The 23,798-nt window shown below is 67.4% G+C and carries 25 protein-coding genes and 4 tRNA genes; 19 read left to right on the forward strand and 10 right to left on the reverse strand.

Annotation, left to right across the window (positions count from 1 at the left end; genetic code table 11):
- Window positions 1–8 precede the first annotated feature (8 nt).
- From lepB to nagZ, 7 genes are all read left to right on the forward strand, one after another.
- On the forward strand, window positions 9–902 hold the full coding sequence (gene lepB / locus AC3IFE_RS27880; protein WP_489193314.1) for a signal peptidase I: 894 nt from the start codon (window positions 9–11) through the stop codon (window positions 900–902).
- Between the two features lie 154 nt (window positions 903–1,056).
- The gene (rnc, locus tag AC3IFE_RS27885; protein WP_301740252.1) at window positions 1,057–2,295 is read left to right on the forward strand and encodes a ribonuclease III; all 1,239 of its coding nucleotides are present in this window, start codon (window positions 1,057–1,059) and stop codon (window positions 2,293–2,295) included.
- A gap of 60 nt (window positions 2,296–2,355) precedes the next feature.
- On the forward strand, window positions 2,356–3,255 hold the full coding sequence (gene era / locus AC3IFE_RS27890) for a GTPase Era (protein ID WP_050011463.1): 900 nt from the start codon (window positions 2,356–2,358) through the stop codon (window positions 3,253–3,255).
- Window positions 3,242–4,078 carry a DNA repair protein RecO gene (gene recO, locus AC3IFE_RS27895; RefSeq protein ID WP_006476492.1) on the forward strand — a complete coding sequence of 279 codons (837 nt, stop codon included), beginning with the start codon at window positions 3,242–3,244 and terminating at the stop codon, window positions 4,076–4,078. The genes era and recO overlap by 14 nt, the downstream gene beginning before the upstream one ends.
- Entirely contained in the window at window positions 4,075–4,851 is a 777-nt protein-coding gene (gene pdxJ / locus AC3IFE_RS27900; RefSeq protein ID WP_011544945.1) for a pyridoxine 5'-phosphate synthase, read from the forward strand. Before recO ends, pdxJ begins: the two co-directional genes overlap by 4 nt.
- Window positions 4,852–4,929: 78 nt before the next feature.
- On the forward strand, window positions 4,930–5,367 hold the full coding sequence (acpS, locus tag AC3IFE_RS27905; RefSeq protein WP_301740248.1) for a holo-ACP synthase: 438 nt from the start codon (window positions 4,930–4,932) through the stop codon (window positions 5,365–5,367).
- 16 nt (window positions 5,368–5,383) lie between these two features.
- The gene (gene nagZ, locus AC3IFE_RS27910) at window positions 5,384–6,412 is read left to right on the forward strand and encodes a beta-N-acetylhexosaminidase (protein WP_489193318.1); all 1,029 of its coding nucleotides are present in this window, start codon (window positions 5,384–5,386) and stop codon (window positions 6,410–6,412) included.
- Between the two features lie 173 nt (window positions 6,413–6,585).
- Here nagZ and AC3IFE_RS27915 read toward each other — a convergent pair whose 3' ends face one another.
- From AC3IFE_RS27915 to earP, 3 genes are all read right to left on the reverse strand, one after another.
- The gene (locus AC3IFE_RS27915) at window positions 6,586–7,971 is read right to left on the reverse strand and encodes a sigma-54-dependent transcriptional regulator (protein ID WP_089466995.1); all 1,386 of its coding nucleotides are present in this window, start codon (window positions 7,969–7,971) and stop codon (window positions 6,586–6,588) included.
- A gap of 267 nt (window positions 7,972–8,238) precedes the next feature.
- Window positions 8,239–8,796: an elongation factor P gene (gene efp / locus AC3IFE_RS27920; RefSeq protein WP_044844759.1), complete on the reverse strand. Its 558-nt coding sequence runs from the start codon at window positions 8,794–8,796 to the stop codon at window positions 8,239–8,241.
- Window positions 8,797–8,933: 137 nt separating this feature from the next.
- Window positions 8,934–10,124: an elongation factor P maturation arginine rhamnosyltransferase EarP gene (gene earP, locus AC3IFE_RS27925; RefSeq protein WP_489193321.1), complete on the reverse strand. Its 1,191-nt coding sequence runs from the start codon at window positions 10,122–10,124 to the stop codon at window positions 8,934–8,936.
- A gap of 76 nt (window positions 10,125–10,200) precedes the next feature.
- Here earP and uvrC point away from each other — a divergent pair, with 76 nt between their 5' ends.
- The 6 genes from uvrC to AC3IFE_RS27955 all read left to right on the forward strand — a co-directional run bounded on the left by uvrC (window position 10,201) and on the right by AC3IFE_RS27955 (window position 13,580).
- On the forward strand, window positions 10,201–12,258 hold the full coding sequence (uvrC, locus tag AC3IFE_RS27930; protein ID WP_489193323.1) for an excinuclease ABC subunit UvrC: 2,058 nt from the start codon (window positions 10,201–10,203) through the stop codon (window positions 12,256–12,258).
- 90 nt (window positions 12,259–12,348) lie between these two features.
- The gene (pgsA, locus tag AC3IFE_RS27935) at window positions 12,349–12,936 is read left to right on the forward strand and encodes a CDP-diacylglycerol--glycerol-3-phosphate 3-phosphatidyltransferase (protein ID WP_011544951.1); all 588 of its coding nucleotides are present in this window, start codon (window positions 12,349–12,351) and stop codon (window positions 12,934–12,936) included.
- 140 nt (window positions 12,937–13,076) lie between these two features.
- Window positions 13,077–13,152: transfer RNA gene (locus tag AC3IFE_RS27940), tRNA-Gly, on the forward strand.
- 52 nt (window positions 13,153–13,204) lie between these two features.
- Window positions 13,205–13,280 (forward strand) — tRNA-Gly (locus tag AC3IFE_RS27945).
- Window positions 13,281–13,332: 52 nt separating this feature from the next.
- A tRNA-Gly gene (locus AC3IFE_RS27950) sits at window positions 13,333–13,408 on the forward strand.
- A gap of 98 nt (window positions 13,409–13,506) precedes the next feature.
- Window positions 13,507–13,580, forward strand: a tRNA-Cys gene (locus AC3IFE_RS27955).
- 86 nt (window positions 13,581–13,666) lie between these two features.
- Here the strand turns inward: AC3IFE_RS27955 and AC3IFE_RS27960 are convergent.
- Together AC3IFE_RS27960 and AC3IFE_RS27965 are read right to left on the reverse strand one after the other, a co-directional pair.
- A complete protein-coding gene (locus AC3IFE_RS27960) occupies window positions 13,667–14,215 on the reverse strand; it encodes a GNAT family N-acetyltransferase (RefSeq protein WP_489193325.1) in 549 nt (182 codons plus the stop codon).
- A 51-nt stretch (window positions 14,216–14,266) separates the two neighbouring features.
- Window positions 14,267–14,887: a helix-turn-helix domain-containing protein gene (locus AC3IFE_RS27965; protein ID WP_489193327.1), complete on the reverse strand. Its 621-nt coding sequence runs from the start codon at window positions 14,885–14,887 to the stop codon at window positions 14,267–14,269.
- 146 nt (window positions 14,888–15,033) lie between these two features.
- Here AC3IFE_RS27965 and AC3IFE_RS27970 point away from each other — a divergent pair, with 146 nt between their 5' ends.
- Window positions 15,034–15,270, forward strand: coding sequence for a ParD-like family protein (locus tag AC3IFE_RS27970; RefSeq protein ID WP_301740326.1), 237 nt, complete (start codon window positions 15,034–15,036; stop codon window positions 15,268–15,270).
- Window positions 15,270–16,076, forward strand: coding sequence for a type I methionyl aminopeptidase (gene map, locus AC3IFE_RS27975; RefSeq protein ID WP_301740325.1), 807 nt, complete (start codon window positions 15,270–15,272; stop codon window positions 16,074–16,076). The genes AC3IFE_RS27970 and map overlap by 1 nt, the downstream gene beginning before the upstream one ends.
- 103 nt (window positions 16,077–16,179) lie before the next feature.
- On the opposite strand, the gene AC3IFE_RS27980 is transcribed toward map, so the two are convergent.
- Together AC3IFE_RS27980 and AC3IFE_RS27985 are read right to left on the reverse strand one after the other, a co-directional pair.
- Window positions 16,180–16,683, reverse strand: a complete 504-nt coding sequence (locus AC3IFE_RS27980) for a GAF domain-containing protein (RefSeq protein ID WP_301740324.1) — start codon at window positions 16,681–16,683, stop codon at window positions 16,180–16,182.
- A gap of 102 nt (window positions 16,684–16,785) precedes the next feature.
- The gene (locus AC3IFE_RS27985) at window positions 16,786–17,703 is read right to left on the reverse strand and encodes a LysR family transcriptional regulator (protein ID WP_301740323.1); all 918 of its coding nucleotides are present in this window, start codon (window positions 17,701–17,703) and stop codon (window positions 16,786–16,788) included.
- A gap of 111 nt (window positions 17,704–17,814) precedes the next feature.
- Here AC3IFE_RS27985 and AC3IFE_RS27990 point away from each other — a divergent pair, with 111 nt between their 5' ends.
- Together AC3IFE_RS27990 and AC3IFE_RS27995 are read left to right on the forward strand one after the other, a co-directional pair.
- A complete protein-coding gene (locus AC3IFE_RS27990; RefSeq protein ID WP_301740322.1) occupies window positions 17,815–18,681 on the forward strand; it encodes a pirin family protein in 867 nt (288 codons plus the stop codon).
- 134 nt (window positions 18,682–18,815) lie between these two features.
- A complete protein-coding gene (locus tag AC3IFE_RS27995; RefSeq protein ID WP_089467004.1) occupies window positions 18,816–19,307 on the forward strand; it encodes a GNAT family N-acetyltransferase in 492 nt (163 codons plus the stop codon).
- A 22-nt stretch (window positions 19,308–19,329) separates the two neighbouring features.
- On the opposite strand, the gene AC3IFE_RS28000 is transcribed toward AC3IFE_RS27995, so the two are convergent.
- From AC3IFE_RS28000 to AC3IFE_RS28010, 3 genes are read right to left on the reverse strand one after another with little or no spacing between them, the layout of a single operon-like run.
- Window positions 19,330–20,199, reverse strand: coding sequence for a cytochrome c oxidase assembly protein (locus AC3IFE_RS28000; RefSeq protein WP_301740321.1), 870 nt, complete (start codon window positions 20,197–20,199; stop codon window positions 19,330–19,332).
- Window positions 20,200–20,209: 10 nt separating this feature from the next.
- A complete protein-coding gene (locus AC3IFE_RS28005) occupies window positions 20,210–20,656 on the reverse strand; it encodes a copper chaperone PCu(A)C (protein ID WP_489193331.1) in 447 nt (148 codons plus the stop codon).
- 8 nt (window positions 20,657–20,664) lie between these two features.
- Window positions 20,665–21,297, reverse strand: a complete 633-nt coding sequence (locus tag AC3IFE_RS28010) for an SCO family protein (protein WP_489193333.1) — start codon at window positions 21,295–21,297, stop codon at window positions 20,665–20,667.
- A gap of 309 nt (window positions 21,298–21,606) precedes the next feature.
- Here AC3IFE_RS28010 and otsB point away from each other — a divergent pair, with 309 nt between their 5' ends.
- Both otsB and otsA read left to right on the forward strand, forming a co-directional pair.
- Window positions 21,607–22,359, forward strand: coding sequence for a trehalose-phosphatase (otsB, locus tag AC3IFE_RS28015; protein WP_089467008.1), 753 nt, complete (start codon window positions 21,607–21,609; stop codon window positions 22,357–22,359).
- Window positions 22,356–23,741, forward strand: coding sequence for an alpha,alpha-trehalose-phosphate synthase (UDP-forming) (gene otsA, locus AC3IFE_RS28020; protein ID WP_124463587.1), 1,386 nt, complete (start codon window positions 22,356–22,358; stop codon window positions 23,739–23,741). The genes otsB and otsA overlap by 4 nt, the downstream gene beginning before the upstream one ends.
- The last annotated feature ends 57 nt before the right edge of the window (window positions 23,742–23,798 follow it).

The following is a 23,798-nucleotide window of genomic DNA, read 5'->3' on the forward strand; positions in this document are numbered from 1 at the left end:
ATCCTTTTATGAATTTTGCGCTGATTCTTTTTGTGCTCGTCGTCGTGACGGGCGTAGCGTGGGTGCTGGACAAACTGGTGTTCCTGCCGCGGCGTCGCAAGGCGGCCGACTCGGCGATCGAAGAGTTCGATCGCCAGCAGTCGCGCATCGACAAGCGTTTCGCGGACGAAAACGCGGCGCAGACGCGTTCGAAGCTGCGTGACGAAAAGCTGCGCCAGCCGTGGTGGCTCGAGTACACGGCAAGCTTCTTCCCGGTGATCCTGGCCGTGTTCCTCGTGCGTTCGTTCGTCGTCGAGCCGTTCAAGATTCCGTCGGGCTCGATGGTGCCGACGCTGCTCGTCGGCGACTTCATCCTCGTCAACAAGTTCGAGTACGGGCTGCGCCTGCCGATCACCAACACGAAGATCACGCAGGGCAGCCCGCTGTCGCGCGGCGACGTCGTCGTGTTCCGCTATCCGAAGGACGAGTCGGTCGACTACATCAAGCGCGTGATCGGCCTGCCGGGCGATACCGTCGCGTACCAGGACAAGCAACTGACGATCAACGGCCAGCCGGTGCCCGAAACGCCGCTGCCCGATTTCTTCGACGACGAGCGCCAGAATTACGCGAAGCAGTTCGAGGAAACGATCGGCAACAAGAAGAACGCGATCCTCAACAACCCGGCCGTGCCGCCGTTCGTGATGGGCGCATACGACTATCCGTATCGCGACAACTGCACGTACAACAGCCGCGGCGTGATCTGCAAGGTGCCGCCCGGGCACTACTTCATGATGGGCGACAACCGCGACAACAGCGCGGACAGCCGCTACTGGGGTTTCGTGCCGGACCAGAACATCGTCGGCCGCGCGTTCTTCATCTGGATGAACTTCAGCGACCTGAAGCGCATCGGTTCCTTCAACTGATCGCATTCGATGCACACGCAATACGCGACGCACGGGCCGCGCCGCGTATTGCCGAACTACTTTAAGAACCGGCGGTAACACCGCCTCGTCACGCCTTTTCGTGTCCGGCCGTGCCGTTTCGGCCCGACCGGCCGCCCGCGTTATACTCCTGCACATGCCCTCATCCCAGCTGGAAAGCCGGCTGCGCTACGAATTTCGCAATGCGGAATTGTTGCGCCAGGCTTTGACCCATCGCAGTCACAGTGCCACGCACAACGAACGGCTCGAGTTTCTCGGCGATTCCGTTCTGAATTGCGCGGTGGCCGCCCTTTTGTTCCAGCGCTTCGGCAAGCTGGACGAAGGCGACCTGTCGCGCGTACGCGCCAACCTCGTCAAACAGCAGTCGCTGTACGAAATCGCTCAGGCCCTGAATATCTCGGACGGCCTGCGGCTGGGCGAGGGCGAGCTGCGCAGCGGCGGGTTCCGTCGCCCGTCGATCCTCGCGGACGCGTTCGAAGCCATCATCGGGGCCGTGTTCCTCGATGGCGGCTTCGAAGCCGCCCAAGGGGTCATCAAGCGCCTCTATATCCCGATTCTCGACCACATCGATCCGCGCACGCTCGGCAAGGACGCGAAGACGCTGCTGCAGGAATACTTGCAGGGACACAAGATCGCGCTGCCGACCTATACGGTCGTCGCGACGCATGGTGCGGCGCACAATCAGCAGTTCGAGGTCGAGTGCACGGTGCCGAAGCTGGACGTGAAGGTAGCGGGCTCCGGCGCGAGCCGGCGCGCGGCCGAGCAGGCCGCCGCGAAGAAGGCGCTCGACGAAGTGATGGCGGCCGCGCCGATGCTGGCCGCGAAGCCGAAGCGCTCGAAAAACGCGCGCGGCTCCAAGCACGTCGAGCCCGAGATCGTGCCGGGTGTGAAGGGCGTGCAGGAAGCGCTCGACCTGCGCTCGCCCGAGCGGAAGGAACGTGCGGCGGCGCGCGAGGCCCGGGCGGGTGGTGCGGTGCCGGCGGCAACCGCCGCGGCTGCAACCGCCGCGGCGGCGGGCGCCGAGCCGGCCGTCGCGCCGATGGCCGCGATTCGCGCGGCGCATGTCGAGCCGCCGACGGACAAGGGCGAACGGGCGGCGAAGCCGGCGGCCGACAAGGTTGCCGACAAACCGGCCGAGCGGGCCGACAAGGCCGCAGACAAGCCCGCCGAGGCCGCGCCGCGCGCAGCCGACAAGCCGGCCGGCCATGCAGCCGATCCGGCATCGTCGTCGGCCGACAAGCTTGCCGCGGGCACCGATTCCGCCGCGCGCACGCCGGCGCGCGCACGCGATGCCGCGGCACCCGACGCCGATACGCCGCCCGGCGGCGCGAGCCTGGCTGCCGCGCAGGCGCGCGTGGCCGATGCCGACCACTGAATTGCCCATCGATCGTGCCGCGCGTCGCGCGGCCGTTTCCGAACCTGTCTCCCAAACGATATGAATACTCCCGCTCCTACCGGTTTCCGTTGCGGCATGATCGCGATCGTGGGCCGTCCGAACGTCGGCAAGTCGACGTTGATGAACGCACTCGTCGGCCAGAAGATCAGCATCACGTCGCGCAAGGCGCAGACGACCCGTCACCGCATCACCGGCATCAACACGTTCGACGACGCGCAATTCGTGTTCGTCGACACGCCCGGTTTCCAGACCCGTCACAGCACGGCGCTGAACCGTTCGCTGAACCGCGCGGTCACGTCGACGCTCACCTCGGTCGACGTGATCCTGTTCGTGATCGAGGCCGGCCGCTTCGGCCCCGACGACCAGAAGGTGCTCGACCTGATCCCGCCCGGCATGCCGACGCTGCTGATCGCGAACAAGATCGATCGCGTGAACGACAAGGCCACGCTGTTCCCGTTCATGCAGAAGGTGAGCGGGCTGCGCGAATTCACCGAGCTCGTGCCGCTGTCGGCGCAGAAGCCGGAAGACATCAAGCGCCTGCTGGACACGATCAAGCCGTATCTGCCGGAAGGCGAGCCGATCTACGGCGAGGACGAGCTGACCGACCGCAGCTCGCGCTTTCTCGCGGCCGAAATCCTGCGCGAGAAGGTATTTCGCTGGACCGGCGACGAGCTGCCCTACACGAGCACCGTGCTGATCGACAAGTTCGAGGAGGAGGGGCGCCTGAAGCGCATCTTCGCGACGATCCTCGTCGAGCGCGATTCGCACAAGGCGATGGTGATCGGCAAGAAGGGCGAGAAGCTCAAGCAGATCAGCACCGAGGCGCGGATGGACATGGAGAAGCTGTTCGACGGCCCCGTGTACCTCGAGACCTTCGTGAAGGTGAAGAGCGGCTGGGCCGACAACGAGGCGGGGCTGCGTGCCTATGGGTACGAATGACGCGCTGACGTCGACCGAAGACGCGGTGACGGCCGGCGCGAACGACGCGCCGCTGCCGGCACCGCCCGAACCGCCGCGCAAGGCGCGGCGCGCGACGTCTCGCACGTCCGATTTCCGCGTCGCCGAGCAGCCGGCGTTCGTGCTGCACAGCTATCCGTATCGGGAAACGAGCCTGATCGTCGACGTGCTGACGCGCGACCACGGCCGGCTCGCGCTCGTCGCGAAGGGCGCGAAGCGCCCGCACTCCGCATTGCGCGGTGTATTGCAGACCTTCCAGCCGCTGCTGCTGTCGTGGTCGGGCAAATCCGAGGTGCGCACGCTGACGGGCGCCGAGTGGGTCGGCGGGATGCTGCCGCTCGGCGGCGATGGGCTGTTGTGCGGTTTCTACGCGAACGAACTGCTCGTGAAATTCTGCGCGCGCGAGGATCCGCAGCCGCCGCTGTTCAATCATTACGTGCTGACCCTTACGCGTCTCGCGCACGGCGAGCCCGCCGTGCAGGTGCTGCGCTCGTTCGAGCGCGTGCTGCTGCGCGAGACCGGCTACGCGATGGCGCTGAACCGCACGGTCGCCCGCCGCGCGGTCGAACCCGAGCGCCGCTACGTGTTCGATCCCGAGCGCGGCGTGCGCAATGCGGACGACGACGTGCCGTCGCACTGGCCGGTGATTACCGGACAGACGTTGCTCGACATGGAGCAGGACGATTACCATCGAGCCCAGACGGTCGCGCAGAGCAAGACGCTGATGCGCTTCCTGCTGAACACCTATCTCGGCGGTACGCCGCTCGCCACGCGTCAGATCCTGATCGACCTGCAAAACCTATGAGCTTCTTCCTGACCACGCCCACCGCCATCGATCTTGGCGTGAACATCGACCACGTCGCGACGCTGCGCAATGCGCGCGGCACGCGCTATCCCGATCCGATCCGCGCGGCGCTCGCGGCCGAAGAGGCCGGTGCGGATGCGATCACGCTGCACCTGCGCGAGGATCGTCGCCACATCGTCGACGCGGACGTCCGCGAGCTGCGCCCGCTGCTGAAGACGCGCATGAACCTCGAATGCGCGGTGACGGCCGAGATGCTCGACATCGCGTGCGAGGTGCGTCCGCACGACGCGTGCCTCGTGCCGGAGAAGCGCGAGGAGCTGACGACCGAAGGGGGGCTCGACGTGGCCGGTCACTTCGAGGCCGTGCGTGCGGCGTGCAAGCAGCTTGCCGACGTGGGCGTGCGCGTGTCGCTGTTCATCGATCCGGACGACACGCAGATCCGCGCCGCGCACGAAGCGGGCGCGCCGGTGATCGAGCTGCATACGGGCCGCTACGCCGAAGCGCACGACGAAGCGGAGCAGCAGCGAGAATACGAGCGTATCGTCGCGGGCGTGCAGGCCGGCGCGCGGCTCGGCCTGAAGGTCAATGCGGGCCACGGGCTGCATTACACGAACGTGCAGCAGATCGCCGCGATCGACGGCATCGTCGAGTTGAACATCGGCCACGCGATCGTCGCGCACGCGATCTTCGCGGGCTGGGACAACGCGGTGCGCGAGATGAAGGCGATCATGGTCGCCGCACGCGTCGCCGCGCTGCACGGCGGCGCGCGGTGACGATGCGAGGCCGCGCCACGCACGCCGTGTGCGACGCGCCTGACCCGGTCTCGCCGGGGCGTGCCGACGGAGACTGACATGGCGATCTACGGCATCGGTACCGACATCGCGCAGGTGAGCCGCGTCGCGGCCGTGCTCGAACGCACGGGCGGCCGGTTTGCCGAGAAGGTGCTCGGCCCCGACGAACTGCGCGTGTTCCACGCGCGGCGCGCACGTTCCGAGGCGCGCGGCATCGCGTTTCTCGCGACGCGCTTCTCCGCGAAGGAAGCGTTCTCGAAGGCGATCGGGCTCGGCATGCACTGGCCGATGACGTGGCGCGCGCTGCAGACGCTCAACCATCCGAGCGGCGAGCCGTACGTGGTCGCATCGGGCGAGCTGGCCGACTGGCTGGCCGCGCGCGGCATCACGGCGCGCGTGACGGTCAGCGACGAACGCGATTACGCGGTGTCGTTCGTGGTCGCCGAAACGGACGCCGCGCCGCCTGCACCTGCACCTGTTTCCCGAACCTCCTCCTGACGGAATTCCCGATTTGATGAAAACGACTCCCGGCCCGGTCATGCTCGACGTCGTCGGCACGACCCTGTCGCGCGACGATGCGCGGCGCCTCGCGCATCCGAATACCGGCGGCGTGATCCTGTTCGCGCGGCACTTCCAGAACCGTGCGCAACTGACCGCGCTGACCGACGCGATCCGCGCGGTGCGCGAAGACATCCTGATCGCCGTCGATCACGAGGGCGGGCGCGTGCAGCGGTTCCGCACCGACGGCTTCACGGTGCTGCCCGCGATGCGCCGCCTGGGCGAACTGTGGGATCGCGACGTGCTGCTCGCGACGAAGGTCGCGACCGCCGTCGGCTACATCCTGGCCGCCGAGTTGCGCGCGTGCGGGATCGACATGAGCTTCACGCCCGTGCTCGATCTCGACTACGGGCACTCGAAGGTGATCGGCGATCGTGCATTCCATCGCGACCCGCGCGTCGTCACGCTGCTCGCGAAGAGCCTGAACCACGGGCTGTCGCTCGCGGGCATGGCGAACTGCGGCAAGCATTTCCCCGGGCACGGCTTCGCGGAGGCCGATTCGCACGTCGCGCTTCCGACCGACGACCGCACGCTCGAGGCGATCCTTAAGCAGGACGTCGCGCCGTACGACTGGCTCGGGCTGTCGCTTGCCGCAGTGATTCCCGCGCACGTGATCTATACGCAGGTCGACAAGCGGCCGGCCGGATTCTCGCGCGTGTGGCTGCAGGACATTCTGCGCGGCAAGCTCGGCTTCACGGGCGCGATCTTCAGCGACGACCTGTCGATGGAAGCCGCCCGCGAAGGCGGCACGCTCACGCAGGCCGCCGACGCCGCGCTCGCCGCCGGGTGCGACATGGTGCTCGTCTGCAACCAGCCGGACGCGGCCGAAGTCGTGCTCAACGGATTGAAGGCGCGGGCCTCGGCCGAGTCGGCGCAGCGCATCAAGCGGATGCGCGCGCGCGGCAAGGCGCTCAAGTGGGACAAGCTGATCGCGCAGCCCGAATATCGGCAGGCGCAGGCGCTGCTGAGCAGCGCGCTGGCGTAAGCGGCCGGGGAGGGCGCGCCGCGCGCCGTCCCGATTCGGTCGCGCCAAACGAAAAGCCGCGCGGTTGCACGGCTTTTTCATGGGCTGCGACAGCCCGATCGTGCAGTCGTCGGAACGCGCTTCTGCGCAACTAACGGTCAGATCCGGCAGCGCCCGTATTCGAGCCCGCCCGCTCAGTTCACCTTCATCCGCTGCAGCTTGTTGTACAGCGTCTTCGGGCTGATGCCGAGCAGCGTCGCCGCACGGTGGCGCGTCCCGCCGACCGCGTCGAGCGTCGCGCGGATCAGCAGATCCTCGACGTCCGACAGCGGGGTGCCGACCTTGATCTGCACGCTGCTGCCGTTCAGCGCGGCGCCGGCGGAGAAGCTGGCCTCGCCCGCACGCAGCGTCTCGATGAAGTCGCCCGAGGCGTCGTATGCGAAACGCACGCGCTCCTGCAGTTCGCGCACGTTGCCCGGCCATTCGTACGACAGGCATTCGCGCACGAAGCCCGGCGCCGCCCGCTTGTCGGTCGTGCTGCGGCCGGTCGCGCGCGCTTCGCGGTTCAGTTCGTCGATCTGCGCGTCGGCGATCGCGAGCGCATCGCCGTCGCGCTCGCGCAGCGGCGGCATCGTGATCGACGCCGCGTCGAGGCGCAGCCACAGATCCTCGCGCAGCGTGCCGTTCGCCACCGCTTCGCGTGCCGGGCGGCGCGTGGCCGCGATCAGCCGGAAATCGCTGGTGATCGAGCTCGTGCCGCCGATCCGCATGAAGTTCTGCGAATCGAGCGCGTGCAGCAGCGCTTCCTGGAGCACGAGCGGCAATGCGGTGATTTCGTCGAGGAACAGCGTGCCGCCGCCGGCCTGCTCGAACAGGCCCGATTCGCGGCGCTCGGCGCCGTCGAACGCACCGCGTTCGTGGCCGAACAGCACGCTGTCGAGCGACGCGCCGTGCCGGCCGCCCTGCGCGAGCAGGCGGCAGTCGAACGACACGAACGGCCCCTTGCGGCGCCGGCTCAGCTCGTGCAGCGTGCGCGCGGCCAGCTTCTTGCCGGTGCCGGCTTCGCCCGAGAACAGCACGGCCGTTTCGGTGCGGGCGTTGTGCTCGATCATGTCGTACACGTGCTGCATCGCGTCGCTGCGGCCGACGAGCGCGCCGAAGCGGCCGAGATGGCGCAGCGATGCACGCAGCGACTGCACTTCGTCGATCAGTTCGTAAGGACGGGGAATTCGCGCGAGCAGGCTGCGCAGGCGCGGGATGTTGATCGGCTTGAGCAGGTAGTCCCAGATGCCGTGACGCAGGCCTTCGATGGCGCTCTCGACCGTCGCGTTGCCCGTCAGCACGATCACGGGCAGCGAGCCGTTCGGCTGTTGCTGCGGCAGGTGCTGGAGCAGGTCGAAGCCGCTGCCGTCCGGCAGGTTCAGGTCGACGAGCACGACGTCGGGAATCGAGCGGCCGAGCGCCGTGCGCGCTTCGGCGAGCGACGTGGCCGTGTCGACCGAGAAGCCGTCTGCGGCGAGCAGCGCGGTGAGGCCTGACAGGCTGTTGGGATCGTCTTCGACAATCAGGGCGTGTGGCATGGTGGACGCGAGTCGAGTCAAGAGAGGCGGGCTGTCGGGCAGCGGACCGCAGCCGCATATCGGATTAAAGACTGATTTTATGCCCCACCGAACGCGTCACGCGCATTATTTCTCCGGCGCTATAAAACAGTTACCGATGATACAAATTGAATATCTTTACCGGTGGCTTTTGTGCTGCTTCTCGCGCCGACTTGTGGCAGCTGTTGTCGCCGGACAAACAAAAAGCGCCCCGAGGGGCGCTTTGTTCGATGCGGGTATCGCTGACGGTTACGCGCGGCTGCGGTATTCGTTCGTGCGCGTATCGATTTCGATCTTGTCGCCGGTGTTGCAGAACAGCGGCACTTGCAGTTCGAAGCCGGTCGCCAGCTTCGCGTTCTTCAGCACCTTGCCCGACGACGTGTCGCCCTTGACGGCCGGTTCCGTGTAGGTGATTTCGCGAACGAGGATGGTCGGCAGTTCGACCGAGATCGCCTTCTCGTTGTAGAACACGACTTCGCAAGCCATGCCGTCTTCAAGGTAGTTCAGCGCTTCGCCCATCATTTCGGCTTCGACTTCGTACTGATTGTAGTCGGCGTCCATGAACACGTACATCGGGTCGGCGAAGTACGAGTACGTCACTTCCTTGCGGTCGAGCACGACGACGTCGAACTTGTCGTCGGCCTTGTAGACCGATTCCTGACCTGCGTTCGTCAGCAGGTTCTTCATCTTCATCTTGACGACGGCCGAGTTACGACCCGACTTGTTGTATTCCGCCTTTGCGATGACCCATGCTTCGCTGCCGATCTGCACGACGTTGCCTACGCGGAGTTCCTGTGCGGTCTTCATAAAAACTGTCCTGATCCAATCAAATAAATAGGTGCCTGAGCGTTGCGCAACGGCTGACGGCGCAAGCGGCGGGGCGTTCCGGTGGGCGCCAAGTGCCCATGCGCGAGCGCTTGCGTGGTCAGCCGTCGGATAACCGCTTATTTTAACTGAGATTTTGCGTATTCCGCCAGCTTTCCCGCGAGATCGCCGACGGCCGCGAGCGCGTCGGCCCAGCGGAGCGCATTGGCGTCCAGCGCGGCGCGGTGTTGCCAGAAATCGGCCCAGTCGGGCGTGCCGGCACCGTTCCACGCATGCCAGAACCGCTCGAGCGCCGCGCGCGGCGCATCGGCGAGGCCGGCCGACAGGTGTGCGAGCGCGGCATCGAGCTTGGGCAGGTGCACGTCGTCGGCCTGCGGGTAGATGTGCCACACGAACGGCTTGCGCGCCCACTGCGCGCGGACGAACGAATCCTCGCCGCGCACGAAATTGAGGTCGGCGACCCACAGCAGCGGGTCGTAGTCGGCCTGCGGAACGAACGCCAGGCCATGGGCGGTCAGGTTGCCGCTGCGCGCGTGCGCGCCCGCCGCGAACGCTTCGACCCCGAAAAAGCGCGCGACGGCGGGCGACAGCCGCCCGGCCGGCACGAGCGCGACGACCGGCGACGGGCCGTCGCGCCACTGCGCGAGCAGCGCGTCGACGGCCGGGTTTTCGTACGCGAACAGGCTGACGACCGTCGTGTCGGGCGCGGGGGGCGCCCCGCCGGTCGCGCGCTGCCACCACGCGGCGCGGGCTGCCGGATCGGCATCGAAGGCCGCGCGGCGCGCGTCGAGGTCGCGCTCCTTCGGCACGCCGCCGGTGCCGGCCGACAGGCCCGGGAAGAAGAACGTCTTCAGCAGCGGGTAGCGCGGATGCGGCGACGGCCGCAAATGGAAATCGGCGACCCAGTCCTCGGCGCTCAGGTATTCGAGGTTGATCCACACGGGGCGCCGCGCGCGCCGCGCCATCGCTGCGAGATACGCGCCGGGCAGCTCGCATGCGAACGCCTCGATCACGACATCGGCGATGTCCAGCGCGTCGCCGACTTCCGCATGCCAGTGCTCGATCACGATCGCGTCGACCGTCTGCCGCCCCGCGTCGGGATCGACTTCCGGCAGCAGGCGCGCGAACGTGTGCAGGTCGTCGACGAACAGCCGAACCTGCCAGCCGTGCTCGTGCGCGAGCTGGCGCGCGACGCGCCAGCACACGCCGATGTCGCCGAAATTGTCGATCACCGTGCAGAAGAGGTCGCAAGCGATCGGTTCGTCCGCGAGCGGGACGGCGGAGAGGGGAGCAGCGGCGGTGGGTGGCATCGAAGCGGACGGGTGAATGCTCTAAACTGGCGATTCTAATAGACCCGTTCCGCGTTACAAGGCGCCCGGATCACGCATGACATCCCCAGAAGCCCCCGATACTCCGTTCGAACCGAAGAAGATCCTTGCGCAGTTGCCGCACATGCCGGGCGTCTATCGCTATTACGACACGGCGGGCGCCGTCCTCTACGTCGGCAAGGCGCGCGACCTGAAAAAGCGCGTGTCGAGCTATTTCACGAAGACGCAACTGTCGCCGCGCATCGCGATGATGGTCACGCGCATCGCGCGCATCGAAACGACCGTCACGCGCTCGGAAGCCGAAGCGCTGCTGCTCGAGAACAACCTGATCAAGGCGCTCGCGCCGCGTTACAACATCCTGTTTCGCGACGACAAGTCGTATCCGTATCTGAAGCTCACCGCGCACCGCTTTCCGCGGATGGCCTACTACCGCGGCTCGGTCGACAAGCAGAACCAGTACTTCGGGCCGTTCCCGAGCGCATGGGCCGTGCGCGAGAGCATCCAGATCCTGCAGCGCGTGTTCCAGTTGCGGACCTGCGAGGACTCGGTCTTCAACAACCGCACGCGGCCGTGCCTGCTGCATCAGATCGGGCGTTGCACGGCGCCGTGCGTCGGCGCGATCTCCGACGAGGATTACGCGGTCGACGTGTCGAACGCCGCGCGGTTCCTGCTCGGCCGGCAGTCCGAAGTGATGAAGGAACTCGAGCAGAAGATGCACGCGTTCGCGGCCGAGCTGAAATTCGAGCAGGCGGCGGCCGTGCGCAACCAGATGAGCTCGCTCGCGACGGTGCTGCACCAGCAGGCGATCGAGGTCGGCAGCGACAGCGACGTCGACATCCTGGCCGTCGTCGCGCTGGGCGGACGCGTGTGCGTGAACCTCGCGATGGTGCGCGGCGGCCGGCACCTCGGCGACAAGGCGTATTTTCCGACGCACGTCGAGAGCGCGCTGACGCTCGCCGAAGGCGGCCTCGGCGAAGAGACCGAGCCGGCGGAGGCGGCCGGTGCGACGGTCGACTCGACGGTCGATACGCCGGTCGATGCGGTGCCCGATCAGCCCGCGGAAGAGGCGGGCAGCGCGCGCGGCGCGGCGGCAGCGTCGGTCGAGGCCGAGGTGCTCGATGCATTCATCGCGCAACACTATCTCGGCAACCGCGTGCCGCCCGTGCTCGTCGTCAGCCATGCGCCCGCGAGCCGCGGCCTGCTGGCGCTGCTGTCCGAGCAGGCCGGCTACAAGGTGTCGCTGGTGCGGCAACCGCAGGGGCAGCGGCGCGCGTGGCTGGCGATGGCCGAGCAGAACGCGCGGCTCGCGCTCGCACGGCTGCTGTCCGAGCAAGGCTCGCAACAGGCGCGCACGCGCGCGCTGGCGGATACGCTGAGCTACGACAGCGACGATCTCGCGACGCTGCGGATCGAATGCTTCGACATCAGCCATACGATGGGCGAGGCGACGCAGGCGTCGTGCGTCGTCTATCACCATCACAAGATGCAGTCGAGCGAATACCGTCGCTACAACATCACGGGCATCACGCCGGGCGACGATTACGCGGCGATGCGGCAGGTGCTCACGCGCCGCTACGAGAAGATGGTCGAGCAGGCCGCGCAGGCTGCGGCCGCCGACGAAGCGGCCGGCATCGACGGCGAATCGACCCGGGAGGCCGAAGCGTCGAGCCTGTTGCCGAACATCGTGCTGATCGACGGCGGCAAGGGTCAGGTCGAGATCGCGCGGCAGGTGTTCACCGAGCTCGGCCTCGACACGTCGATGCTGGTCGGCGTCGCGAAAGGCGAGGGGCGCAAGGTCGGCCTCGAGACGCTCGTGTTCGCGGACGGCCGCGCGCCGCTCGAACTCGGCAAGGAGAGCGCCGCGCTGATGCTCGTCGCGCAGATCCGCGACGAGGCGCACCGCTTCGCGATCACCGGCATGCGGGCGAAGCGGGCGAAAGCGCGCCAGACGTCGCGGCTCGAGGAGCTCGAAGGCGTCGGCGCGAAGCGCCGCCAACGGCTCCTCGCGCGCTTCGGCGGGCTGCGCGGCGTGGTGGCCGCGAGTATCGAGGAGCTGGCGAGCGTCGAAGGCATTTCGCACGCGCTCGCCGAGCAGATCTACAAGCAGCTTCACTGACGCGGCCGTGCGGCCGGCGGCGTTGCCAGCGTTCTTGTGGCAGGCCGGTCGACACGGCACAATTGCGAATCCTTTACTGTCCCGCATGCCATGCCGTTCAATTTCCCGATTTTCCTGACGTGGGTACGGATCGTGCTGATTCCGCTCGTGGTCGGCGTGTTCTATCTGCCGGACACGGTGATGGGCGGCGCGCACCGCAATCTCGCGGCGGCGGCGATCTTCATTCTCGCGGCGCTGACCGACTGGTTCGACGGCTTCCTGGCCCGCAAGTGGAACCAGACGTCGTCGTTCGGCGCGTTTCTCGACCCGGTGGCGGACAAGCTGATGGTGACGGCCGCGCTGTTGATCCTCGTGCAGATTTCGCGGGTCGACGCGGCGATCGCGCTCGTGATCGTCGGTCGCGAGATCGCGATTTCGGCGTTGCGCGAATGGATGGCGCAGATCGGCGCGTCGAAGAGCGTCGCTGTGAACCAGCTCGGCAAGTTCAAGACCGCGTGCCAGATGGTCGCGATTCCGATGCTGCTGTTCTACGGGCCGCTGCCGCTCGGCGTCGTGACGATCGATACGCGCGTGTGGGGCGAGTGGCTGATGTATCTGGCCGCGGTGCTGACGATCTGGTCGATGCTGTACTACATGAAGCTCGCGTGGCCGCAGATTCGCGAGCGCGGCGGCGCGTGACCCGCGCGCCTGTTCGGCAGCGGTTTTTGTAAAAAGGGCTGGAAAAGCCCTTGACACACGAATGTGCCTTCGACATAATCTCGCTTCTCCGCTGCACGACGAATTAAGTGTGTGACGGGCAAGCAGTAGCGTAGCAATACGCGGGAGTAGCTCAGTTGGTAGAGCGCAACCTTGCCAAGGTTGAGGTCGCGAGTTCGAGACTCGTCTCCCGCTCCAGATTTTTCTGGCAGCGTGTTGGTCGGCAAAGCGCTGCAGATGCAGGACACATGCGGGAGTAGCTCAGTTGGTAGAGCGCAACCTTGCCAAGGTTGAGGTCGCGAGTTCGAGACTCGTCTCCCGCTCCAGATTTTTTCTGGCAGCGTGTTGGTCGGCGAAGCGCTGCAGGTGCAGGACAATGCGGGAGTAGCTCAGTTGGTAGAGCGCAACCTTGCCAAGGTTGAGGTCGCGAGTTCGAGACTCGTCTCCCGCTCCAGTAATGGGGAAGCCACGCTTCCCTTTTTATTTGATGGACTTCCGGTCCTCGAATGGAAATCTGTCGCTTGCCTCACGGCATCCGGACAGTCCGCTTTTGGCGCGATAGCAAAGCGGTTATGCAGCGGCCTGCAAAGCCGTTTAGGCCGGTTCGACTCCGGCTCGCGCCTCCAGAAAAAGCCCCGCTTCGGCGGGGCTTTTCTTTTTGCATCGCCGGAAAGCCGTCGCGCACGATGCATGCGACGGCCGCCACGCGAGATCACCCATCCACCGGCTGCACCGGCGTCTCGAGCTTCAACTGATAGAACGCCGCGTCGAGCCAGCGGCCGAACTTGAATCCCGCCTCCGCGACCGTGCCCGAGTGCGCGAACCCCAGCTTCGTATGCAGTGCGATGCTGCCGGCATTGGCCGCGTCGATGCAGCCGACCAGCACGTGCACCTGCGCGTCGCGCGCACGCCGCACCACTTCGCGCAACAGCAGTTCGCCGAGCCCGCGCCCGCGCTGATCGTTGCGCACATAGACGCTGTGTTCGACCGTGTACTTGAAGGCCGGGAACGCGCGGAACGTGCCCCAGCTCGCGAAGCCGAGCAGCGTGCCCGCTGCGTCGACGGCGCCGATGACCGGAAAACCGCCCGCGCGCTTCGTCGCGAACCACGCGACCATCGCTTCCGGCGGACGCGGCTGGTAGTCGTACAGCGCGGTCGAGTTCACGATCGCGTCGTTCAGAATCTCGAGAATGGCCGCTGCGTGCTCGGCCTCGCTGCAATCGATCAGGCGCACGTCGTCGCGCTGTGTCGGGGCATTCATACGGGTTCCTTCCTGTTTGGCTTTAAACCGGTGGTGCGCACGATGCGCGCATCACGCGCTTCGCATGCCGGCGGCGGACGCATCGCAGATCGCGACGACATAGCGCGCGGCATGCGACGACGGATTGCTGAAGATCAGCGGCCGGTCAAGCCGCATGGCGAGGCAGTCGCCTTCGCGAAGTTCGTGAAGCGAATCGCCCAACGTGACGTCGACGCGGCCGCTGATGATCCACACCTGCTGATGCAGCGCGCTTTCGCGTCCGCCGCTGTCGTACGCGACGCGCGCGCCGGGCGGGAAATCGACCTCGACGAGCTGGATCGGCGACGGCCAGGCGGCCGGCGACAGGTTGCGTCGCACATAGCCGGACGCCGGGTCGCGCCATTCGGCCTGCTGCCCGCGCCGTGCAAGCGGCTGGGCGGGCGCGTCCGTCCGGTCGCCGCCGAACAACCCGGCCAGCGACACGCCGAGGCCGGCCGCGAGCTTGTCGAGCACGACGGCCGTCGGGCTGGCCGACGCGCGCTCGATGAGCGAGATCATCGAACGGCTGACGCCGGAACGCGCGGCCAGCGCGTCGAGCGTGTAGCCTCGAACGGCGCGCAGCTCGCGCACGCGCCGGGCAATGCGCTCGTTGATGCCGGTATCGTCGGCCGTGGTGTTCGCTGATTCTTTCATGATGGATTGATTTTCCAGCAAACTGGAATTCGATGTCAACGGCATTTCCCGCGGCGGGCGGCGGGAGGGGGTATACGAACGGCTTGTCCGGTCGTCGTGCGTGGCGTAATATACGAAACAACTACGTTTCGTTTAATTGGGGATATATGGGTATCATCAAGATTTCCGAGCACATGCATGAGCGGCTGCGCTCGACGAGCACGGCGCTGAGCCGTTCGATCAACGCGCAGGCCGAACACTGGCTGCGCGTCGGGATGCTGGCGGAACTCAACCCGGCGCTGTCCTACGGCGACATCTGCAAGATGTTGATCGAGGCCGAGGCGCGGGGCGACGACGTGGGGCCGGCCGAGACGGTCGCGCCAGGCATCGAGCAGGTGGCGTAATGGCGAAACGCGAAATCCCGATCCGCGGTGCCGCGGAAATCGCCAAGTCGCGCGAAGCCGCGAAGCTCGCGTCGCAGGTGCTGACGATGATCACCGAGCACGTGAAGCCGGGCGTCACCACCGACGAGCTGGATGCGCGCTGTCGCGAATACATCGTCGACGAGTTGGGCGCGATCCCCGCGAACATCGGCTACCACGGTTACCCGAAGACGCTGTGCACGTCGGTGAACCACGTGGTCTGTCACGGCATTCCGACGTCGCGGCCGATGCGCGACGGCGACATCGTGAACCTCGACATCGCGGTGATCAAGGACGGCTGGTTCGGCGATACGAGCCGCATGTATTTCGTCGGCGAACCGAACGAGCTCGCGCGGCGGCTCGTCGTGTCGACCTACGAGGCGATGCATGCCGGCATCCGCGCGGTGCGTCCCGGCGCGACGCTCGGCGATGTCGGCTATGCGATCCAGCAGGTCGCCCATCGCGAAGGGTTCAGCGTGGTGCGCGAGTATTGCGGGCACGGCATCGGCGACGTCTATCACGACGAGCCGCAGGTGCTGCACTACGGTCGCCCGGGCACCGGCCTGCCGCTACGGCCGGGGATGATCTTCACGATCGAGCCGATGCTGAACGCGGGCAAGCGCGACACGCGCGTGCTGGCCGACGGCTGGACCGTCGTCACGGCGGACCATTCGCTGTCCGCGCAATGGGAGCACATGGTCGTGGTGACGGAAACGGGCTTCGAGGTGCTGACCGACGACGCGAAGCCGCAGGCGTTCGCGGCGCTGTCGGGCTCGCACGCGGCCTGACGCCGGCCGTGCGTCGCATGCGGCGGCGCGGTGTTGCAATGAAACGGGCCCCTTTGCGGGGCCCGTGTCGTTCGCGGCGACCAGCGCCGCGACGCCGCGATGCTTAACCGCGGGCCTTTTGCCACGCGTGTTCGACGAACACGCGGCACAGCGCTTCCATTCCTTGGCGGTCTTCGTCGTCGAAGCGCGCGGCGACCGGGCTGTCGACGTCCCATACGCCGATCAGCGTGCCGTCGCCGGCCACCAGCGGCACGACGATTTCCGATTCGGACGCCGCATCGCACGCGATATGGCCGGGGAAGTCGTGCACGTCGCGCACGACCTGCGTCTCGCGCGTCTGCGCGGCCGTGCCGCACACGCCTCTGCCGAGCGCGATCCGCACGCACGCGGGCTTGCCCTGGAACGGGCCGACCACGAGCTCGGCGCCGTCGAAGAAGTAGAAGCCGGCCCAGTTCAGCCGATCGAGCGAGTGATAGACGAGCGCGGAGAAATTCGCCGCGTTCGCGGTCAGGTCGCGTTCGGATTCGACGAGCGCGCGTGCCTGCTCGACGAGCGTCGCGTATTGATCGGCTTTGGAGGCGGTAGGGTCGTTGGACAGCGTGAACATGGCGGGAAAGCGATAGGGGTTGAAAAATGCGCACTGCGCGTACCGCAGTCTACGGCACGCGCGGGCGCTCTGCAGCGCATGGCTGTGTGCGATGCGGCGCGCTCAATCGGGTTCGAGTTCGGCGAACCGCTCGGCCAGAAAGTCGAGCAGCGCCCGCACCGCGGGCAGCAGCCCGCGGCGCGACGCGAACACCGCGTGCACGATTTCGCGACGCGGCGCCCAGTCCGGCAGCACCGTGACCAGTTCACCGCGCGACACCTCGTCGCGCACCATCATCGTCGGCAACTGCACGACGCCGACGCCTGCGGCGGCCGCCGTGCGCAGCGCGAGCATGCCGCCCGTCACGAAGCGCGGCTGGTGATGGATCTCCGCGTGCGCGCCGTCGGGCCCGCGCAGCCGCCACACGTGCGTGGACTGCGGCACGCCGTGGTCGAGGCTCGGCAGGCGCGTCAGATCGGCGGGAACGGCCGGCACGCCATGCTCGCGCAGCAGCGCAGGGCTCGCGACGAGGCACTGGCCGCGCTCGGCGAGCACGCGCAGCGCGAGATCGCTGTCCTCGAGCGGCGGCGGCCGCACGCGGATCGCGACGTCGATCCCTTCGCCGACCACGTCGACGCGCCGGTTGGTCGCTTCCAGGTGGATCTCGACGCGCGGGCACGCGGCCATGAACGCGGCGATCATCGTGCCGACCAGCGAATCGAGCAGCACGATCGGGCAACTGACGCGCACGATGCCGCGCGGCTCCTCGTGCAGCAGTGCGATCGCCTCGTCGGCGGCATCGGCCTCGACGAGCATCGCGCGGCAATGCGCGTAATAGGTCTGGCCGACGTCCGTGACCGTGAAGCGGCGTGTCGAACGCTGGATCAGCCGCATCCCGAGCCGTGCCTCGAGCAGCGCGATGCGGCGGCTCAGCTTCGATTTCGGCATGTCCAGCGCGCGCCCGGCCGGCGCGAAGCCGCCATGTTCGACGACCTGCACGAAGTAGTAGAGATCGTTCAGATCCCGCGCTTTATCGTTCATGAAATGGAACGCTGAGTGCGATTTCGGCAGTCTACCGGATCGATCGTTCCATCTCTATATTGTGACTCATGGATGCGAAACACGGGTTTCGCCGCAATATGGAGAGGGGCAATGAAGAAGATCCAGGGTGTGTACAGTGCGCCGCGCGGCCATTGGGTCGGCGACGGGTTCCCGGTGCGTTCGATGTTCAGCTACCAGTCTCACGGCACGCACCTGAGCCCGTTCCTGCTGCTGGATTACGCCGGTCCGGCGACGTTCGAACCGGCGAGCGCACCGCGCGGCGTCGGCCAGCATCCGCACCGCGGGTTCGAGACGGTGACGATCGTCTATGACGGCGAAGTCGCGCACCGCGACTCGACGGGTGCGGGCGGCACGATCGGCCCGGGCGACGTGCAGTGGATGACGGCCGCGAGCGGGATCCTGCACGAGGAATTCCACTCGGAGGCGTTCACGAAGCGGGGCGGCCCGCTCGAGATGGTGCAGCTGTGGGTGAACCTGCCCGCCGCGGACAAGATGGGCGCGCCCGGCTACCAGACGCTGCTGAACGCCGATATTCCGGTGGTCGAGCTGCCGGACGGCGCGGGACGCGCGCGGATCATCGCCGGTGAGTTCGACGGGCGGCGCGGCCCGGCCCGCACGCACACGCCGATCGACGTGTGGGACGTGCGGCTCGTGGCGGGCGGCCATGCGCGGTTCCCGGTCGCCGAAGGGCGGACGCTCGCGGTGGTCGTGTTGAGCGGCACCGTGCTGGTGAACGGCGAGACGGTGGCGCGCGAAGCGCAGTTCGTGCAACTCGGCCGCGACGGCAGCGACGTCGAGATCGAAGCGAACGGCGACGCGAAGCTGCTGATCCTGAGCGGCGAGCCGATCGACGAGCCGGTCGTCGGCTACGGCCCGTTCGTGATGAACTCGCAAGAGGAAATCCGGACCGCGATCGAGGACTTCAACAGCGGCCGCTTCGGCGAGATGCCGGCATGACGGCATGACGAGCAGGCCCCGCGCGATGCGGGGCCTTTTTTCGCGCACGGGCAGGCGATCGCGCGCGATAGGCGCTTCGAGGCATAATCGACGGTTGCCGCGCGCCGGCCGGCGCGCCCGAATCAGGACCGACCATGAACGCTTCCGCACCCGCCGCATCCTCGAGCACCGCCGATCTCGACTGGCGCTGGAAACCCTTCGACGCGCTGACGGCGCGGGAAATCTATTCGATCCTCGAAGCGCGCAGCGCCGTGTTCGTCGTCGAACAGAACTGCGTGTACCGCGACATCGACGATGCGGACCAGGCCGCGTGGCATCTGGCGGCATTCGATCCGGCGGGTCGCCTGGCCGGCTATCTGCGCGTGCTGCTGCCGGACGCGCAGCACACCGACGTGCGCATCGGCCGCGTGCTGACGACCGCCGCGTTTCGCGGCGCCGGCCTCGGCAACGGGCTGCTGTCGCGCGCGCTCGAGCATATCCGCGCGCAATGGCCGGACACGCCGGTGAGCCTGCATGCGCAGGCCCACTTGCAGCGTTTCTACGGGGCATTCGGCTTCGCGCCGAGTTCGGACGTGCACGACGAGGACGGCATCCCGCACGTGTGGATGAGCAGCGCGCGCGCGTGACGCGCGCCGCGCTGCGCGGCGGTCAGTGCGCGGTGCGCGCGACCGATGGTGGGTCCCCGCGCTGCGCGACCCGCTCGCCGATCAGGCGCCCGCGCGCGGATAGTCGCAGCCAGTGCCGCAGTGCGATCAGCGCACCGATCACGCTCATCATCGAGCCGGGAATCCACAGCAGCAGGCCGCCGATCTGCTGGTCGCGCAGCGGGCTCAGCCACGTGAACGCGCGGCCGCAGATCGAGTAGATCGGATACAGCTCGTGCGGCGTGAAGAAGATCAGCGCGCCGAGCGCGATCTGCGGCGGGATCGCCGCGACGACGATCAGGATCCGGCGGCCCGGCGACAGCCGCGCGGGCGGCGCGGGACGCGGATCGACGACGAGCCACCAGAACAGCAGCCCATCGATCACCATGCTCCAGTTCATCACGCGATACAGACGCCAGTCGAGCATCGCGATGAAGTGGATCGGCGACAGCAGCCAGAAATAGATCAGCCCGACGAACAGCACGACCGCGACGACCGGATGGAACACCACGTCGAGTGTCGCCCGTACCGGCGCCCACGCGAGCGCGGGGTGCACGAAGCGCTGCCGCCAGCGGAACGGAATGCCCGCACGGATCGCCGCGCCCGGGTAGGACAGCGCGATGAAGAACGGCCCGAGGTGATGCAGCACGAGGTGCTGCGCGCGGTGCATGAAGAATTCGTGCTCGAAGAAATAGTCGAGCCGCGTGTGCAGCGCGATGTAGAGCGCCGTCAGCCCGAACCAGAACGAGAACTGCCGCAGCGGCGACACCTTCGCCTTCTTCACGCCGCGCGCGAACAGCACGGCGGCCGTCAGCACCGCGATGACCACGGTCGGCGACGGTTCCCACGGATCGAGCCAGTACAGGACGTTCATCGCGCGCGCATCACTTCGTCTTGGCCGGCGATTTCACGGCGAACGGCGTGTCGACCGTTTCGCCGTCGGAGAACTTCAGGCGCAGGTGCACGGTGTCGCCCGGCTTGATCGCGTGCTTCGGCTCCTCGAGCATGAAGTGATAGCCGCCCGGCGCGATGTCGACCTTGCCGCGCGCGGGGATCGTCAGCTTGTCGACCATTTCCATCTTCTGCGTCGAGCCGTTCGATACCGTCTGGTGCAGCATCGCCATCCCGTAGTCGGGGCTGTCGACGTCGACGAGGTCGATCGGTTTGTCGCCGGTGTTCACGAGCGTCACGTAGCCGCCCGCGGGTAGCTTGTTCGGCAGCCAGCGCACCCACGCGTTCTGCGCGCTGATCGCGCCGGCGGCATACGCGTGGGCGCCCGTGCACAGCGCGGCGACGAGGGCGAACGTCTTGAGGGTCGTTTTCGTGTTCATGGCGGAATTCAGGTCGTGGAGGCAGTGTCGATGATCCGGCGCACATCGGCGGCGATGGCGTCGGGCGAATCGCGATCGGTCGCGAGCAGGCGCGCACGGCCGGTCGCATCGAAGATGTAGACGGCCGAGCTGTGCGTCACCTCGTAGCCGCCTGACGGATCGCGTTTTTCCATCTGGTACGCGACGCGATAGCGCTTCGCGAGCGATTCGATCTGGCGGTCGGTGCCGGTCAGCCCGCGCGCATGCGCGGCGTCGAACGCGGCGACATAGGATTGCATCGCCTGCGGCGTATCGCGTGCGGGATCGACCGAGACGAACAGGATGCGCACGTCGTCCGCCTGCGGGCCGAGCTTCGCCAGCACTTCCATCAGCCGCGCCAGCGTTTCGGGGCAGACGTCGGGGCAGTGCGTGTAGCCGAAGTAGACGAGCGCGACGCGGCCGCGGAACGCATCGGCGTCGACGGGACGGCCGTCGCCGCCCGTCAGCTCGAACGACAGGTCGGGCAGGTGGCCGGTGACGTTGGTGAGGTTCCAGCGCGGCTCGTCGTGCGTGCACGCGGCGAGCGCCACGGCGGCGGTGAGGGCCGCGGCCGTGCGGATGAGGCGGAAGAGGCGGGACGGCATCTTAGGGACCGTTTCCATATGGAACGCGCATGCGAATGTCCGAAATTGCTCGTAGGGCAAGGGGTAAGGAGCGCCGTTCGGCCGCGCCGAACGAGCGACGCGCGGCAGGCGGTTGCGACTGTAGCGCAATTCGCGCGCCCGCGTCCTTTCGAAACCAATACGGCGCGGGCGAGCGGGGCAATATGTCGCAGTTGACGCGGCGGCCGGAGCGATGTTCGCGTGGCCCCGGTTTCGCCCATCTGGGGGCGCAGGCGCGGTAAGATGCGCACAACTCCATTCGCGCAGCGGCGCCCGGCATTTTCCGGTCGCCCTCAGACTATCGAATCGATGCAATCCGTTCCGGCTTCCCTGTCCCTGACCGATACCGCGTTCTTCTTCGACTTCGACGGCACGCTCGTCGAGCTGGCGCCGACCCCCGACAGCATTCACGTTCCGCCGTCGCTGCCGACGCTGCTCGACGAGTTGTCGCGCCGCTCTCACGGCGCGGTCGCGGTCGTGTCCGGTCGCGGGATCGACAACCTCGACACGTTCCTGAAGATGCCCGGCCTGCCGATCGCCGGCCTGCACGGCGCGGAGCGCCGCGACGCGAACGGCGACACACAGCGCATCGGCTTCAACGACGAGCGGCTGCTGCGCATCGAGCGCGAGCTCGCGGGCGTGGTCGACCGCCATCCGGGCATGCTGCTCGAAATCAAGGGCGCGGCCGTCGCGCTGCACTTTCGCAATGCGCCCGAGCGCGAGGCGGTGGCGCGCGAAGCGGCCGAGCGCCTCGTCGCCGACTATCCGGATGCGTACGTGCTGCAGCCGGGCAAGATGGTGTTCGAGATCAAGCCGAAGGGCGTCGACAAGGGGCGTGCGCTGGCCGCTTTCCTCGACGAGCCGCCCTTTGCGGGCCGCGTGCCGCTGTTCGCGGGCGACGACCTGACCGACGAGAAGGGCTTCGCGGTGGTCAACGCGCGCGGCGGCCTGTCGATCAAGGTTGGCGCGGGCGAGACGTCCGCGCGGATGCGGCTCGATTCGGTCGACGCGCTGCATGAGCAGATCGCACGCTGGCTCGGCGCGGGGCAACCGCACGCATGAGCCGGCTCATCATCGTTTCAAACCGCGTCGCGCCGATTTCGGAAGGCGAACCGGCGGCGGGCGGTCTCGCGATCGGCGTCTACGACGCGCTGAAGGAAACCGGCGGCATGTGGTTCGGCTGGAGCGGCGAAGTGGTGGCGTCCGGCGCGCCGCAGCCGCAGATCCGCATCGAGGAGCGCGGGCCCGTGACGTTCGCGACCGTCGGGCTGACGCGCCGCGATTACGACCAGTACTACCGCGGTTTCTCGAACGCGACGCTGTGGCCCGCGTTCCATTACCGCGCGGACCTGATCCAGTACGACCGCCACGAATTCGACGGCTACCGCCGCGTCAACGTGTGGCTCGCGCAGCAGCTCGTGCCGCTGCTGCAGGACGACGACGTGATCTGGGTGCACGACTATCACCTGATTCCGTTCGCGCGTGCGCTGCGCGATGCCGGCGTGAAGAACCGCATCGGCTTCTTCCTGCACATCCCGTTTCCGGCCGCGCAGGTGCTCGTCAACGTGCCGCCGCACCGCGAGCTCGTCGAGTCGCTGTGCGCGTTCGATCTGCTCGGCTTCCAGACCGAGCCCGATCTGCGCGCGTTCTGCGACTACGTCGAGTTCGAGGCGGACGGCGAAGTCGAACACGACGGGCACACGGTGCGCGTACGGGCGTTCGGCCAGACGTTGCGCGCGGCCGCCTATCCGATCGGCGTGTATCCGGACGAGATCGCGTCGCTCGCGCAGGCGGGCGAGCACGGCAAGGCGGTGCGCACGCTCGCGACGTCGCTGCGCGGGCGGCAGCTGATCATGAGCGTCGACCGGCTCGATTATTCGAAGGGGCTCGTCGAGCGCTTCCGGGCGTTCGAGAAGCTGCTCGAGCATCAGGCGTCGATTCGCAACCGCGTATCGTTCCTGCAGATCGCGCCGTCGACGCGCGCTGACCTGCGCGCATACCAGGACATCCGGCTGCAGCTCGAAGCGGAGTCGGGGCGCATCAACGGGCGCTACGCGGAGCTCGACTGGGCGCCGATCCTCTACATTCACCGCCAGTACGACCGGCAAGTGCTGGCCGCGCTGTACCGGCTCGCGCGCGTGGGGTTCGTCACGCCGCTGCGCGACGGGATGAACCTCGTCGCGAAGGAGTACGTGTCCGCGCAGAATCCCGACGATCCGGGCGTGCTCGTGCTGTCGCGCTTCGCGGGCGCCGCGCGTGAGTTGACGGGCGCGCTGATCGTCAATCCGATCGATATCGACGGGATGGCCGATGCGCTGTCGCAGGCGCTGACGATGCCGCTCGCCGAACGGCGCGCGCGCTACGCGGACATGATCGCGCAACTGCGCGAGAACAACGTGTCGGTGTGGCGGGACAATTTCCTGCGCGATCTGCAGCAGGTCTGATCCCGTCCGTTGCTGCCGCTGGAATTGAAAAAGCCGCCGTGCGTGAAGCACGGCGGC

The sequence above is a fragment of the Burkholderia sp. APQ4-4ca genome (assembly GCF_057837105.1).

What these genes read in the sequence shown, in the direction of transcription:
- era (WP_050011463.1), top strand. Translation starts at nt 2,356, where the DNA reads ATGAATACTCCCGCTCCTACCGGTTTCCGTTGCGGCATGATCGCGATC.
- AC3IFE_RS28005 (WP_489193331.1), bottom strand. Translation starts at nt 20,656, where the DNA reads ATGAACACGAAAACGACCCTCAAGACGTTCGCCCTCGTCGCCGCGCTG.
- nagZ (WP_489193318.1), top strand. Translation starts at nt 5,384, where the DNA reads ATGAAAACGACTCCCGGCCCGGTCATGCTCGACGTCGTCGGCACGACC.
- lepB (WP_489193314.1), top strand. Translation starts at nt 9, where the DNA reads ATGAATTTTGCGCTGATTCTTTTTGTGCTCGTCGTCGTGACGGGCGTA.
- recO (WP_006476492.1), top strand. Translation starts at nt 3,242, where the DNA reads ATGGGTACGAATGACGCGCTGACGTCGACCGAAGACGCGGTGACGGCC.
- AC3IFE_RS27995 (WP_089467004.1), top strand. Translation starts at nt 18,816, where the DNA reads ATGAACGCTTCCGCACCCGCCGCATCCTCGAGCACCGCCGATCTCGAC.
- AC3IFE_RS28010 (WP_489193333.1), bottom strand. Translation starts at nt 21,297, where the DNA reads ATGGAAACGGTCCCTAAGATGCCGTCCCGCCTCTTCCGCCTCATCCGC.
- rnc (WP_301740252.1), top strand. Translation starts at nt 1,057, where the DNA reads ATGCCCTCATCCCAGCTGGAAAGCCGGCTGCGCTACGAATTTCGCAAT.
- AC3IFE_RS27960 (WP_489193325.1), bottom strand. Translation starts at nt 14,215, where the DNA reads ATGAATGCCCCGACACAGCGCGACGACGTGCGCCTGATCGATTGCAGC.
- pgsA (WP_011544951.1), top strand. Translation starts at nt 12,349, where the DNA reads ATGCCGTTCAATTTCCCGATTTTCCTGACGTGGGTACGGATCGTGCTG.
- AC3IFE_RS27980 (WP_301740324.1), bottom strand. Translation starts at nt 16,683, where the DNA reads ATGTTCACGCTGTCCAACGACCCTACCGCCTCCAAAGCCGATCAATAC.
- AC3IFE_RS28000 (WP_301740321.1), bottom strand. Translation starts at nt 20,199, where the DNA reads ATGAACGTCCTGTACTGGCTCGATCCGTGGGAACCGTCGCCGACCGTG.
- acpS (WP_301740248.1), top strand. Translation starts at nt 4,930, where the DNA reads ATGGCGATCTACGGCATCGGTACCGACATCGCGCAGGTGAGCCGCGTC.
- AC3IFE_RS27965 (WP_489193327.1), bottom strand. Translation starts at nt 14,887, where the DNA reads ATGAAAGAATCAGCGAACACCACGGCCGACGATACCGGCATCAACGAG.
- pdxJ (WP_011544945.1), top strand. Translation starts at nt 4,075, where the DNA reads ATGAGCTTCTTCCTGACCACGCCCACCGCCATCGATCTTGGCGTGAAC.
- efp (WP_044844759.1), bottom strand. Translation starts at nt 8,796, where the DNA reads ATGAAGACCGCACAGGAACTCCGCGTAGGCAACGTCGTGCAGATCGGC.
- AC3IFE_RS27985 (WP_301740323.1), bottom strand. Translation starts at nt 17,703, where the DNA reads ATGAACGATAAAGCGCGGGATCTGAACGATCTCTACTACTTCGTGCAG.
- AC3IFE_RS27915 (WP_089466995.1), bottom strand. Translation starts at nt 7,971, where the DNA reads ATGCCACACGCCCTGATTGTCGAAGACGATCCCAACAGCCTGTCAGGC.
- otsA (WP_124463587.1), top strand. Translation starts at nt 22,356, where the DNA reads ATGAGCCGGCTCATCATCGTTTCAAACCGCGTCGCGCCGATTTCGGAA.
- otsB (WP_089467008.1), top strand. Translation starts at nt 21,607, where the DNA reads ATGCAATCCGTTCCGGCTTCCCTGTCCCTGACCGATACCGCGTTCTTC.
- earP (WP_489193321.1), bottom strand. Translation starts at nt 10,124, where the DNA reads ATGCCACCCACCGCCGCTGCTCCCCTCTCCGCCGTCCCGCTCGCGGAC.
- AC3IFE_RS27970 (WP_301740326.1), top strand. Translation starts at nt 15,034, where the DNA reads ATGGGTATCATCAAGATTTCCGAGCACATGCATGAGCGGCTGCGCTCG.
- map (WP_301740325.1), top strand. Translation starts at nt 15,270, where the DNA reads ATGGCGAAACGCGAAATCCCGATCCGCGGTGCCGCGGAAATCGCCAAG.
- AC3IFE_RS27990 (WP_301740322.1), top strand. Translation starts at nt 17,815, where the DNA reads ATGAAGAAGATCCAGGGTGTGTACAGTGCGCCGCGCGGCCATTGGGTC.
- uvrC (WP_489193323.1), top strand. Translation starts at nt 10,201, where the DNA reads ATGACATCCCCAGAAGCCCCCGATACTCCGTTCGAACCGAAGAAGATC.